11 protein-coding genes and 1 pseudogene are annotated in these 14,366 nt (G+C 38.7%); 5 read left to right on the plus strand and 7 right to left on the minus strand.

Features of this window, described 5'->3' with window-relative positions; translation table 11 throughout:
* Positions 1-227 precede the first annotated feature (227 nt).
* The 5 genes from K6G87_RS15780 to fliY form a co-directional block, all read right to left on the minus strand.
* The gene (locus K6G87_RS15780; protein WP_296839394.1) at positions 228-1,007 is read right to left on the minus strand and encodes a hypothetical protein; all 780 of its coding nucleotides are present in this window, start codon (positions 1,005-1,007) and stop codon (positions 228-230) included.
* 21 nt (positions 1,008-1,028) lie between these two features.
* Positions 1,029-3,026, minus strand: coding sequence for an ABC transporter ATP-binding protein (locus K6G87_RS15785; RefSeq protein WP_296839396.1), 1,998 nt, complete (start codon positions 3,024-3,026; stop codon positions 1,029-1,031).
* A gap of 39 nt (positions 3,027-3,065) precedes the next feature.
* Positions 3,066-4,826 carry an ABC transporter ATP-binding protein gene (locus K6G87_RS15790; RefSeq protein ID WP_296839397.1) on the minus strand — a complete coding sequence of 587 codons (1,761 nt, stop codon included), beginning with the start codon at positions 4,824-4,826 and terminating at the stop codon, positions 3,066-3,068.
* Positions 4,827-4,871: 45 nt separating this feature from the next.
* Entirely contained in the window at positions 4,872-5,399 is a 528-nt protein-coding gene (locus tag K6G87_RS15795) for a MarR family winged helix-turn-helix transcriptional regulator (RefSeq protein ID WP_296839399.1), read from the minus strand.
* A 168-nt stretch (positions 5,400-5,567) separates the two neighbouring features.
* Positions 5,568-6,191, minus strand: a complete 624-nt coding sequence (gene fliY / locus K6G87_RS15800; RefSeq protein WP_296839401.1) for a flagellar motor switch phosphatase FliY — start codon at positions 6,189-6,191, stop codon at positions 5,568-5,570.
* Positions 6,192-6,356: 165 nt separating this feature from the next.
* Here fliY and K6G87_RS15805 point away from each other — a divergent pair, with 165 nt between their 5' ends.
* The 5 genes from K6G87_RS15805 to ptsP all read left to right on the plus strand — a co-directional run bounded on the left by K6G87_RS15805 (position 6,357) and on the right by ptsP (position 12,525).
* Positions 6,357-7,103 (plus strand): DeoR/GlpR family DNA-binding transcription regulator, encoded by a 747-nt coding sequence (locus K6G87_RS15805; protein ID WP_296839403.1) that lies wholly within the window; start codon positions 6,357-6,359, stop codon positions 7,101-7,103.
* A 23-nt stretch (positions 7,104-7,126) separates the two neighbouring features.
* Positions 7,127-8,038 (plus strand): 1-phosphofructokinase, encoded by a 912-nt coding sequence (gene pfkB, locus K6G87_RS15810; RefSeq protein ID WP_296839405.1) that lies wholly within the window; start codon positions 7,127-7,129, stop codon positions 8,036-8,038.
* Between the two features lie 80 nt (positions 8,039-8,118).
* Entirely contained in the window at positions 8,119-10,170 is a 2,052-nt protein-coding gene (locus K6G87_RS15815; RefSeq protein WP_296839407.1) for a PTS fructose transporter subunit IIABC, read from the plus strand.
* A 328-nt stretch (positions 10,171-10,498) separates the two neighbouring features.
* Positions 10,499-10,762, plus strand: a complete 264-nt coding sequence (locus K6G87_RS15820) for an HPr family phosphocarrier protein (RefSeq protein ID WP_296839409.1) — start codon at positions 10,499-10,501, stop codon at positions 10,760-10,762.
* 56 nt (positions 10,763-10,818) lie between these two features.
* Positions 10,819-12,525 (plus strand): phosphoenolpyruvate--protein phosphotransferase, encoded by a 1,707-nt coding sequence (ptsP, locus tag K6G87_RS15825; RefSeq protein ID WP_296839412.1) that lies wholly within the window; start codon positions 10,819-10,821, stop codon positions 12,523-12,525.
* A gap of 146 nt (positions 12,526-12,671) precedes the next feature.
* Here the strand turns inward: ptsP and K6G87_RS15830 are convergent, their stop codons facing one another.
* Positions 12,672-13,433 (minus strand): hypothetical protein, encoded by a 762-nt coding sequence (locus K6G87_RS15830; protein ID WP_296839415.1) that lies wholly within the window; start codon positions 13,431-13,433, stop codon positions 12,672-12,674.
* A 624-nt stretch (positions 13,434-14,057) separates the two neighbouring features.
* Positions 14,058-14,366: pseudogene (locus K6G87_RS15835) on the minus strand (NADP-specific glutamate dehydrogenase); the annotation flags it as partial.

Below are 14,366 nucleotides of genomic sequence, written 5' to 3' on the forward strand. Positions count from 1 at the left end.
TAACCATAAAAAAAGCTCCACTATGGTAAGTGAAGCTTCTTTCAGATCATCCTGTTATTATTATATAAGTTCTTTTAAGATCATGACTCATGAAGATAAACTTGATTACAAGGAAGAGGATGTCCCGGTTTATTAACTTTAAGGGCATATACAGGGGCTCTTCTTCTCGTGTAATCTGCTATTTGGGCATACCGTTTTCTTTTTATTTTAAACATACATAATTCTTTTTATTTTGGCATGCCGCCTTCTCTTCTTTTAAGACGTCCTGTTTCAAGAGACATCATTCTGTTTTCATCATCAAGCATTCCTCTTGCAGCATCAGATTCAGCAATTACTATATCATTGACCTGTTTGCCAATGCCGGTTCTTCCCAATCTGTCATAGTCAGGATCAGATTCGATTTCATGTACATGCATATTCTTAATGCGATTATCAAGATAGTTATAAAGCTCTGCATAAATAGCTTTAGGTATCTGGAATGTCATATTTTCATTTCTGCCATATGAAAAGCGCAGTGTTCCAAAATTCTTTATTATCTCATGAACATCCATGTAGTGAAGTCTTGCATTTTCGCCCTGACCTGCAACTCTGAAGCTGAAATGATCATCATATATATACAAAACACCTTCTGTAAATCCCATTCTTGATGGAATTGTATAGATAGGACTTTCATCTTTCTTTTTACCGGTATCCCTATCAGTCTGACTTATATCAGCAAACTGCTGGGCTCGTTCTGCTATAAAGCTGAAATAGTACTCTGCAACATCCTTATTCTCAAACTTAAGAGGGATATAATGTATGTCATAAAAGCCGCTATCACTGGAGCCTTTACTGGTAACAAGAAGTTCCTTCATATATCTTTTGCAAGAAGCAATATTGGCATACTTTATCTCAATCGTCTTACTGCCAACCGGCTCAAAACGAATATAATCTTCATAGAGCTCAACGCTCGTCTTATCATCATTCCAATATGCAAGCTCACTACGGATCAGTCTCTCATCACTCATAAAGGCCTCCATAATATAAAATTAAGCAGTTTCTGACTTATTGCCTGTATAAAGCTGGTAATAACGTCCCTTCTTTGCAAGTAACTCTTCATGATTACCTCTTTCAACGATTCTTCCCTGCTCCATTACAAGGATACAGTCTGAATTCTTGATCGTTGAAAGTCTGTGTGCAATTACAAATGTTGTACGATTAGCCATAAGCTTGTCCATACCATCCTGAACGATCTTCTCTGTTCTGGTATCAATAGAGCTTGTAGCTTCATCAAGGATAAGTACAGGCGGATCAGCAATAGCTGCTCTTGCAATTGCAAGAAGCTGTCTCTGGCCCTGGGATAGATTAGCTCCATCACCTGTAAGCTTTGTATCATAGCCATCAGGAAGACGTTTTATAAAGCCATCAGCATTTGCAAGCTTTGCTGCTGCATATACCTCTTCGTCAGTAGCATCAAGCTTACCGTATCTGATATTCTCTGCAACTGTTCCTGTAAAAAGATGTGTATCCTGAAGTACAATACCCAGTGATCTTCTAAGATCCTTCTTGGATATCTTATTGATATTAATATTATCGTATCTTATCTTACCATCCTGAATATCATAAAAACGATTTATAAGGTTGGTAATGGTAGTCTTACCTGCACCTGTAGAACCTACAAGAGCTATCTTCTGTCCGGGCTCTGCATGAATGACAATGTTATGAAGTACCATCTTCTCATCATTGTAACCAAAGTCAACATCATTAAAGGTTACATCGCCTTCAAGAAGTCTGTAATCAGTTGTCCCCTCTGCCTTGTGATAATGTTTCCATGCCCAGACTCCTGTATGATGATCAGCTTCAACAATTTTTCCATCTTTATTTTCGGCATTAACCAAAGTTACATAACCTTCATCCATCTCAGGCTTTTCATCAAGAAGTCTGAAGACACGGTCTGCACCTGCAAGTGCCATGATTATTGAGTTGAACTGCATTGACACCTGATTTATCGGCATAGAGAAGGACTTATTAAAGGTAAGGAAGCTTGCAAGTGAACCAACTGACAAGGATCCAAACAACTGTACAAGAGCAAGGAAGAAGGCAACGCCTGTTCCTGTTGAACTTGATGTTGTAAGTGCAAGTGCTCCACCAAACAGCGCACATAAAACGTAGCTGATATTACCAAGCTGCGCATTTATAGGTCCAAGTATGGATGAAAATGCATTAGCCTTATACGCACTCTCGAAAAGTTCTTCATTATACTTATCGAAATCTTCAATTGTCTTTTCTTCATGGCAAAAGACCTTTACGACCTTTTCACCATTCATCATCTCTTCAATATAGCCGTTAAGCTTACCAAGATTCTTCTGCTGCTTGACAAAGTTTCTTCCTGACGCAGAAGCTGCTGTTGTAGAAGCAAACAGCATCAAAACTACCATGATAATAGTAAGTATGGTAAGAGGTATATTCAGCACTATCATTGATATAAGAACAGATACAATTGTAATTGCACTGTTTAACAGCTGAGGTATACTCTGAGATATCATCTGACGAAGTGTATCTATATCATTAGTATATATAGACATTATATCGCCATGAGCATTGGTATCGAAATATTTTATAGGAAGGCTTTCCATATGCTCAAAAAGTGATGTTCTTAAATTCTTCAAAGTACCCTGAGATATGTAAACCATTGTAAGTGCCTGAATATACGAGGCAGCTATACCAATTGCATAGAAACATGCAACCTTTAATATTGCAAAACCAAGCGGTGCAAAATCAGGATCATTACCCTCTTTTACTGTTTTTACAAGAGGATCTATATAACCATCTATAAGTGTCTTTGTAAAAAGAGTTCCCTGTATATTTGCAAGGACTGCAACAACTATGCAGATACCTACAACTATCATTTGAAGGCCATAAAATTTAAATACATATCCCATAAGTCTTTTTAAAAGCTTTCCGGGATTTTTGATCTTAGGTCTTGGCATACCGCGCTGTCCTCTTGGACCCGGGCCTTTAACCTCTCTGACTTTTTCTTCTGCCATTATTCATTCTCCTTTATAACTATCAGGTAATATCTAAAATCAGTTCTTCTCATCAAAGTCTGCATCACCATTTGCTCCTGTCTGTGATTCATAGACTTCCTTATAAATAGGATTTCTTGAAAGGAGCTCTTCGTGTGATCCAAAATCATTAACCTTTCCATCATCCATTACTATGATACGATCGCAGTTTTGAACACTGGAAATTCTCTGAGCGATAATGAACTTTGTAGTATTTGGGATCTCCTTTGCAAACGCTGCTCTTATGTTTGCATCTGTTGCAGTATCTACGGCAGATGTAGAATCATCAAGTATAAGGATCTTGGGTGATTTTAGAAGTGCTCTTGCTATACAGAGTCTCTGTTTCTGTCCACCTGATACATTAGAACCTCCCTGCTCAATATAAGTGTTATAACCCTGAGGCATTCTGTCTATAAATTCGCTGGCACAAGCAAGCTCACATGCCTTTTTGCACTCCTCTTCAGTAGCATCAGGCTTACCCCAGCGAAGGTTATCATATATTGTTCCTGAGAAAAGCTCATTTTTCTGAAGCACAACGGCAACCTGATTTCTCAGAACTTCCATATCATATTTTCTTACATCAAGACCGCCAACCCTGACTTCGCCTTCTGTTACATCGTAAAGACGGCTTATAAGGCTTACAAGAGAAGACTTGGCAGAACCGGTACTTCCGATAATACCTATAGTCTCACCTGATCTTATATCAAGATTTATATCTTTAAGAACAGGCTCCTTTGCATCTTCTTTATATGAAAAGCTGACATGATCAAATACAACGCTTCCATCCTTAACTTCCATAACAGGATTCTCAGGATTAGTAATAGAGCTCTTTTCATCAATTACTTCTGCAATACGTCTTGCACTTGCTTCTGACATGGTTATCATTACAAATACCATGGAGACCATCATAAGACTCATGAGAATGTTCATGCAGTAAGTAAGAAGAGACATAAGAGCACCTGTTGTAAGCTCATCAGATACTATCATATGAGCGCCAAACCAGCTGATAAGAAGGATGCAGGTATAAACTGTACCCATCATAATAGGTGATACCTTGGCAAGCTTCTTCTCTGCTTTTACAAACATATCGTAGATATTGAAAGCTGCCTTTTTGAACTTGTCATTCTCATAATCTTCACGAACATAAGCCTTAACTACACGGATTGCTGATACATTCTCCTGAACACTTTCATTAAGGGCATCATAACGTTCGAATACTTTTTTGAAGTATCTTGTGGTAGTTCCCATAAGAGCAAATATAAGAATTCCAAGAAATAAAACTGCAATAAGGTAAATACTTGCAATTCTTGGACTTAAGTAAAATGACATTACCATTGCAACAATCATAGACATGGGTGCTCTTACAGCCATAGACAGGATCATCATAAATGAATTCTGAATATTGGTGACATCAGTCGTAAGTCTTGTTACAAGTCCTGATGTAGAGAACTTATCTATATTGGCAAAAGAGAACGTCTGAATGTTATCATGCATTGCCTTTCTAAGGTTTCTGGAAAGTCCTGCAGAAGCCTTTGACCTTGTGATACCTCCCATAATACCGCAGAGAAGTCCAAAAGCTGCAACGATTACCATGATAAGACCTGTTCTTGCAATATAACTCATATCTCCGGGAACATCATCTGTTCCTATACCGATATCTACTATTCTTCCCATAAGGACAGGTATTATCATCTCACAGATAACTTCACCTACCATCCAAATAGGAGATATTATAGCTGTAAAGGTAAACTCCTTTAACTGCCTGGCTAGTGTTTTAAGCATACTGTTATTTCCTTTTCTTTTTTATGATTTCAATCCCATAAAGTGTCAGAATTTTTCAATATTACTATAAATTCTGTCAAGAAAGCTCCTTAAAAGCTTTACTTCTTCATCAGTAAATCCACTGATAAGTTCCTGATCCATCTGATCGTTGTACATTTTGTTTTTTTGAAGAAAATCACAGGCTTTCTTTGTAAGCTTTATATAAGAAGATCTCGAATCATCGGGATTAGGATATCTTTCTACCATCTTCTTTTCTTCAAGCCTGTTAATAAGACCTACGGCACTTGGATGAGTGATCTGAATGATCCTACTTATGTCACCTGTAGTGATAGGACTATCATCATGGAATAAAATACACAAAAGAACACCCATCTGTGAAAAAGTCAGATCATCATCTCTAAGTGCTTCATCCTGATGCTTATGAATCTTATCTGTGATCATCTTAAACTTATGTCCAAGAGGTTCCTTCTCTGGATCTCTTTTGCGCCATTTTTTTGGAATATGACGATTTTCTTCTAACTCTTTTTCCTTTTTATCAGGCAATTTACTGTCCTCTATTTTATTCCCATACACAATACACCTCTTTCCCGACAACTATTCATCCAAGCAAAAAGGCATCTCTATTTAAGAAAAGAGACTGCCTTCACATTTATGTAGCGTGTTACATAAATTATGATAGGTAGTCTCCTACATATTGTCAATAACAAACTGCCAAGTTTTATACAATTTAGAATTTTTTAATTATTGTGAATCCCTGGCCTGAAGCTTTGACTCTTTGAACTTTTCGCACATATCACATGCAAAGTTCTCGGGATAAAGCTGAACCATTGTAGAGTCAACTAGATTACCTATTTCCATCCTGAATGTGATCTTCACAAACTTCTCTACATTGGTCTCAAACATTCTCTCGAAAATCTTAACAGACTCAACATCTATCCACTTAACCTCGGGTGTACTGATATCAACAGGGATTCCAAGCATTGAAGATAAGGAGGTAGCGCTTGATCCCATCATCTGATTCATAGCTTCTGAAGCTGCAGAAAGCTGAAGTTCAGTTATATCACCGTCAACATTTGAACCATCTCCGCCCATCATAAGATCAGTCATACATTTAACATCATGATCTTTAAGAATAAGGATATTATTGCCTTCAAGACCTTTGATGTAATGAATCTGAACGAATATACATATATTAGAATAGTCGTCCAAAGATTCACTTCTGTTTATGACCTCTACCCTAGGAGTCGTAATATTAACCTTCTGATTGATCATCTTACCAAGTGCTGTTGCCGATGTACCCATACTGATATTGGCAACTTCTCCAAGAATGTCAATCTGTTCGTCAGTAAGTTTTCCTAAGCCCAAGGTGGTACCTCCTTTTGTAAATTTATGATTATTTTTGATTATTTATGATTGATTTTGATTATTTTTGGTGATACGATGTTTTTAGAAACATGATGATATCGCCTTTAAGTTTATCGGATGACTTTCATTTTTATTTAATATCTTTCAAAAAATACTGAGGTTCTTATGCTGACACAGGAAAGACGGGATATAATAACCCGAATAGTAAATGAAAAGAATGCAGTAACTGTCGCAGAGCTTGTAGAAGAGCTTGATACTTCTGCTGCTACTATAAGACGAGATCTTACGGAGCTTGACAAGGAACACCGTATTATCAAGGTATTTGGTGGTGCTACCTCTTTAAACAGTGTAAGCACCAGTGAAGATGCTGTAAAAGAAAAGCTTTTTAAAAATGTCGAAGCCAAGGATGAAATAAGCCGCTATGCAGCATCTTTGATAATGGATGATGATTTCGTATATATAGACTCAGGAACTACTACTTTAAAGCTTATAGATTATATTACCAATACGAAAGCCAAGTATATTACTAATGGTATAGTTCATGCCAAGCGCTTAATAGAACATCACCTGGATACCATAATTATCGGCGGAAGGGTCAAAGCCAGAACTGAAGCTGTTATAGGATCTGATTGTGTTGATGTTATAAGACGCTACCACTTCACCAAGTCCTTTATGGGTACTAACGGAATCTCATTAAAGGCAGGTTTTACAACACCTGATGTTGATGAAGCCATGGTAAAGGCAGAGGCTGTCAAGCACTCATATATGTCTTACATACTTGCCGATCATTCCAAGTTCGGAGTCGTAAGTTCAGTAACATTTGCAGAGCTTAAGGCATGTGCGATCATCACTGACAAAGAGCCATCCAGACAATACACAGACGAAACTGTTATCAAGTTTTTCCAGCAGTAAAATGCAGGAAAGGAGATTTAATAATGATATACACAGTCACCTTTAATCCAGCCCTGGACTATGTAGTTCATATGTCACAGGATTTGGCTATCGGTATGACCAACAGATCAGACGCTGAAGAGATTTACTTTGGAGGTAAAGGAATCAACGTTTCAAACGTGCTTAGAGAACTGGACCTCCCGACATGCGCACTTGGCTTTATTGCCGGCTTTACCGGTAAAGCCCTTGACGAAGGTGTTGCAGCATCAGGTATAAAGACAGACTTTATAAAGCTCCCTGAAGGCAACACAAGAATCAACGTCAAGATCAAAGCTTTGGAAGAAACAGAAATAAACGGCCAGGGACCGAAAATTCCTGACGAATGCCAGAAAGCTCTTTTTGAAAAGCTTGATATGTTAAAAGAAGGAGATACCCTGGTTCTTGCAGGAAGTATTCCATCTTCTCTTCCAAGCGATGTATACGAAAGAATTCTTGAAAGGCTTGATGGAAAGGGAATCAGATTCGTAGTAGATGCAATCAAGGATCTGCTCATGAATGTACTCAAATATCATCCTTTCCTCATAAAGCCCAACAAGCAGGAACTTGGCGAAATGTTCGGTGTGGAGATCACATCAGATGAAGACACCATTCTTTACGCCAAAAAGCTTCAGGAAAAAGGAGCCCGCAACGTACTTATATCCATGGCAGGTGACGGATCACTTCTTGTAACAGAAGATGGTCAGATCTTAAGACAGGGTGTTTGCAAGGGTAAAGTCAAAAACTCTGTAGGCGCCGGAGATTCAATGGTTGCAGGATTCATAGCTGGTTACGAAAAGTCAGGCGGAGATTATAAAGTAGCTCTTAATCTCGGAACAGCCTGCGGAGGTGCTACAGCATTCTCTGACGGACTTGCAAAGAAAACTCTTATTGATGAGCTTTATAAAACACTTAACTAAGTAAGAAGATACTGTTATACAAACACAGTATTTTCAAATAAAACAAGGTATTCTTTTAAGAAAGGGATAGGGTTAAAAGTATGAAAATCACAGAGTTTTTACAGCCGCAGGGCGTAAAGCTGGGTCTATCAGTTGCAGATCAGAATGCAGCAATCGATGAACTTATTGCTTTGCACAATGCAGCAGGGAATCTTAACGACGCAGCAGCATTTAAGGATGCTATTCTTGCTCGTGAAGCAAAGGGTTCAACAGCAATAGGTAAGGGCATTGCTGTTCCTCACGGAAAGTCATCTTCTGTTAAGAAGGCAGGACTTACAGCAATAACTGTTCCAGGTGGTGTTGACTATAAATCACTTGACGGACAGCCTTCAAACCTTTTGTTCATGATAGCTGCTCCGGACGGAGCTGCTGATACTCATCTTGAAGTACTGTCAAAACTTATGACAATGCTCATGGATGATAACTTTACAGGAAAGCTCGTTGCAGCAAAATCAGTTGATGAATTCATGAAGATAATTGATGAAAAGGAAGCTGAAAAAGACAAAGAAGCTGCTGCTAAAGCTGCTCCTGCAGCTGCAAGCAAAACTCTTAATCTTCTTGCAGTTACAGCATGTCCTACAGGTATTGCTCACACATACATGGCTGCTGAAGCTCTTGAGCAGGCTGCTAAAGATAAAGGTTATTCAATCAAGGTTGAAACAGATGGATCAGGCGGAGCCAAGAACGTACTTACAGCTTCTGAGATCCAGGCTGCTGACGTTATCATTCTTGCAGTTGACAAGAATGTAGAAATGGGACGTTTTGATGGCAAGAAGGTTATCAAAGCTTCTACAGCCAATGCAATCCATAATGCAAATGATCTTCTCGCAAAGGCTGCTGATGGCAATGTTCCAGTATATCATCATACAGGTGCTGTTTCCGAGAATACATCTGTTGATGGAGACGAATCAATCGGACGTAAGTTCTACAAGCACCTCATGAATGGTGTATCACACATGCTTCCATTCGTAATTGGCGGTGGTATCCTTGTAGCTCTTTCATTCCTTATTGATACACTTGCAGGCTATGGCACAACAGGTGGCGGTAACTTTGGTACCATGACTCCTCTTTCAGCCTTCTTCAAATATGTAGGCGGACTTGCAATGGGTCTTATGGTTCCTGTACTTGCAGGATATATTGCTTATTCAATTGCTGACAGACCAGGTCTTGCAGTTGGTTTTACAGGCGGTCTTCTTGCATCAAGCGGAAATGCAGCTCTTTCAAGCTTTGTTTGGGGCGAACAGGTTGACCAGCTTGGCGGTTTCAGTAAGTTCATCGCAAAATTTGCATTCCAGGGATCAGGTAATACAGTATCAGGTTTCCTTGGCGGTATCGCAGCAGGTTTCCTTGCAGGTGCTATCGTACTGTGGCTTAAGAAGATAACTTCAGGATTCCCGAAGTCACTCGAAGGAATCAAGCCTGTACTTATTTATCCTCTTTGCGGTATATTCCTTTTAAGTATCGCAATGTGCTTCGTACTTAATCCTATAATCGGACTTATCAATACAGGCCTTTCTGCAATGCTTACTGCTCTTTCAAATGCTAATATGCTTGCTCTTCTTGGTCTTATCCTCGGAGCTATGATGGCTATCGATATGGGTGGTCCTATCAACAAGGCAGCATATGTATTTGGTACAGGTATGCTTGCAACAGCATCTGATTATATGGCCCAGGGCGCTCAGATGTCAGATCCTAAGGTTTCTGCATGCTACATCGCAATGGCAGCTATCATGGTAGGTGGTATGGTTCCTCCTGTAGGTATCGCAATTGCTTGTAAACTCTTCCCTAAGAAGTTCACACTTGCTGAGCGTGAGACATGGATCACAAACATAATCATGGGTTCTTCCTTCATTACAGAAGGTGCTATCCCATTTGCAGCAGCTGATCCTATCCATGTTATTCCTTGTACTATGATAGGTGCCGGAGTTGCAGGTCTTCTTTCTGCAGTATTTGGATGCACACTCATGGCTCCTCACGGCGGAATCTTCGTATTTGCAACTGTAGGTAATCCTATTCTTTACATTGTTGCATGGCTCGTTGGATCAATAATTACTGCTATCCTTCTTGGTGTTATCAAAAAAGATAAAGAGTAATTCATTGTAATAACACTTATATATGCCATAAACATAAGCTGTTTCAAATAATACTTCAGCCCTGCATGCTGTCAAAGGCATGCAGGGTATTAGTGCCAATAAAAAGGTAATATTTCTTATCTAAAACTATCGACATACAACAAGGCATATCAGTTATAATAGTTTTTAGGATGTTACTAAAAGGCACGATTTGCATGATCAGATATTGTTACAAAATCAATTATGATATGACAATCCCTACATTGCGAATAAATACACGCATTTTCATATCATATAAATGTGAAATAAATGATCTAGAACTATATTAAAACCATAGGAGGAATAACAAATGGTATCAGCAAATGTTAAAGTAGTAAATGCAGAAGGAATGCACATGCGTCCGGCTAGTCTTTTCAGCCAGACAGTAACACCCTTTCAAAGTTCAGTAAGAATCGTATTCAATGGTAATGAATTCGATGCAAAGTCCGTTATGATGCTTATGAGCGCATGCATTAAGTGCGGCGCTGAAATCGAGATCAAGTGTGACGGACCTGATGAAAACGAAGCTCTTAAAGCTGCAGTAGATCTTGTTAACAGCGGACTTGGCGACTGATAATAACAGGTCACTATTCAATGTCATTTATCTCAAATTGAAAGGATCAGACTAATATGTATGAGGGAATTGCTGCTTCAAGAGGCATAGGAATAGGTTCTGTATGCCGTATTATCGAACACGATCTTACATATGAGAATCACAAGCCGGAAGATACAGAAGCTGAAAAAGGCCGTCTCCACAGCGCTGTCGAATCATTCAAACAGGAAACTACAGAAATGGCAGATGATATCAGAAAGCGAATAGGTCCCAAGGAAGCTGAAATCCTTGAAGGTCACCTTGTAATGATATCAGACCCGGCCATGGTAGGCGAAATGGACAAGATGATCGATAACAATCAGTGCGCTGAAGCTGCCGTTTCAGCTGTATGTGATATGTTCATAAATATGTTCTCATCAATGGATGATGAGGTAATGAAACAGCGTGCGTCCGATGTTAAGGATATCAAGCAGAGCCTCCTTAAGCTCCTTCTTGGTATTGAAGATATCAATATCAGCAAGGTTGCTCCAGGAACAGTTCTTGTAGCCAAAGATCTGACGCCATCCATGACATCACAGATAGTCAAAGAGAACGTTGCAGGTATTATCACTGAAATCGGTGGTAAGACATCACACTCTGCTATCCTTGCAAGAGCACTTGAAATTCCTGCTGTACTTTCTGTTCCGGGAATTATCGATCTTGTAAATGACAAGGATACAGCTATTATTGATGGAACTGAAGGACAGGTATTCATAAATCCTACAGGAGATGTTCTTACAACTTACATTAGAAAACGTGAAGATTTCATCAGAAAGCAGGAAGAGCTGAAGAAATTCCACGGAAAGGAAACAGTCACCAAAGATGGCAAGAAGCTTGAACTTTTCTGTAATATAGGAACTCCCAAGGATGCCAAAAAGGCTGTTGAATGTGATGGTGAAGGAATAGGACTTTTCCGTTCAGAATTCCTGTTCATGAACAATACGCACCTTCCTAACGAAGAGGAACAGTTTGAAGCCTACAAGGAAGCTGTTACTACCATGAATGGCAAAGCTGTTATCATCCGTACTCTTGACATAGGCGGAGATAAGGACATTCCTTATCTTAATCTGGAAAAAGAGGATAACCCATTCCTTGGCTACAGAGCAGTTCGCTACTGTCTTGCAAATCCGGATACTTACAAGATCCAGCTTCGCGCTATCATGCGTGCAAGTGCATTTGGAAAAGTAAAGATAATGCTTCCTCTCGTAACAACAGTTGATGAAGTAAGAAATGTCAAAGCTCTCGTTGAAGAGATCAAGAAAGAACTTGATGAAAAGAATATCGACTATGACAAGAACATAGAAGTTGGATGCATGATGGAAACAGCATCAGCTTCTCTTATCGCAGATAAGCTTGCCAAGGAGTCAGATTTCTTCTCAATAGGAACTAATGACCTGACTCAGTACACAATGAGCGTAGACAGAGGAAATGCAAAGGTTGCATACCTTTATTCCGCTTTCCAGCCATCAGTACTTAGATCTATAAGGAATATTATAGCTGCAGGTAATGCAGCAGGAATTCCTGTAGGAATGTGCGGAGAGGCAGCTGCAGATCCTCTTATGATCCCGCTTCTGATCGCTTTTGGACTTGATGAATACAGCGTTAACCCTGTTCTCGTTCTGACAGCAAGATGCATCATAAGCAAGTGGTCTGTAGAAGAAGCTAAGGCTCTTGCTGACAAAGTCATGGAACTTGATACAGAAAAAGAGATTGTAGAACTCTTAAAAGCATCTTCCAAGGATTAAGGTATAAATAAGCACAAGTGCTTTTTATATTTATCCGTATAATATAACTAAAATCCCCTAAAGAAGATTTTGGATATTTCCATCATCTGCTTTAGGGGATTTCTATTATTATCCTTTAATTTAAATTTATACTTTTAATAGTCTTATCAGTTCATCTCCGTCCTTACAACGGTCTTAACACCATTTTCTATAGTAACTGTCTCAAGATATGTCTTATCGCCTTCTACGACGATATTAGAGTACTCTTCTGTTACTTCTTCAACAGTAGCTCCTGATCCTGATCCACTGCCACTTCCACCGGCTCCTTCTCCAAATCCGTCATAAAGCATATCAACAGATGCATCAACATTCTCTACTGCAGGAAGACCATACTCTATTGCTCTGTCATTAAGCGCATTTCCAAGAGTTACCATATTCTCTCTGACCATAAGATCATTGAAGGTGTATCCAAGAGACTGCATGGTATCAACGATTGTTGTTGTATTAGCTCTGAAAGTATCCTGCATGCTTTCTAGAAGAAGCTTTTGATCATCGCTTAAAGCCTGCTTAACAGCTGAATCTATAAAAGACTCAACATCAATATTGCCAACTCCAAGATTAGAACCAGAGATAGCACTTGATCCAAGAACCGAACTTGTAAATGTACCGCTAGCATCATAGATACCTGATGTTGAATTCTGAGAAGCCTTGATAGCATTTATTGTGCTTGTATATGTATCCTGAATATTGTCTATGGAAGATACACTTGAAGTATTATCACCCATGTCTATAGATGACGTTGCTCCTAAAAGGTTAACCTGCTGTGCAAAAGTTAACGCTGCTTCTTCAGAGACCGCCTTAAGTCTTGAATAGGTCTTATAATAAAGATCTTCTACCGAATCAATTCCATTTACAGATGCTATTGCCATTTGTTTTCCCTCCTTGTGCCTCTATGCTGCATACATGATATTTTCATGCTGCCCTTTTTTCGAAAAGGTTTTCGAAAAAATCCCCTGAGCATAGTTGTTATAATACTATTATACTCTGAGTTATGGCTAAATGTAAAAAGCCACTTATACTCATCTTTCCTCGAAATTTATTTCGGTATGCATACGCTACTACTTAATAAGCTGACAAAATATATAGAAATTATGATTATTTTCATGATAATTTTCTTGTATATTTTTACTTCTGGCTTGTAAAACAGTGGCTTAGGCTCAATTGTACATTTCTCACAATCACTATACTAATTAAATATATGCCTCAATATTTAAATCTCAATGCTTAAATCTCAATGTTTAAGTATCAATACTTAAATATCAATACTTAAATATCAACGCTTAAATCTCAATACTTGAATATCAATACTTAAATATCAATACTTAAATATCAGTATTCTAATCTTCTCAGATCTGCAAATCACTTCGAAATTTGTAAACAAAAAATTTTGCTCAGCAATTCTTTATTTTTTAATTTTAAAATATAAGATCAAAAAATAGGCGGCACAGAAAATTCTCTGTACCGCCATAAATATCTATATATCAGCTAAAGTATTAAACAATACCCTGAGCCTTCATAGCATCAGCAACCTTAAGGAATCCAGCAATGTTAGCGCCTGTTACATAGTCGCCTTCCTTACCATACTTCTTAGCTGCTTCAGAAATGTTCTTATAGATGTTCTTCATGATTCCGTGAAGCTTCTCATCAACTTCTTCGAATGTCCATGAAAGTCTCTCTGAGTTCTGGCTCATCTCAAGAGCAGATGTAGCAACACCACCAGCATTTGAAGCCTTACCACAGATGAAGAGTACACCATTCTCCTGAAGATACTTAGTAGCATCAAGAGTTGTAGGCATGTTAGC

Source organism: Butyrivibrio sp. (genome assembly GCF_024699075.1).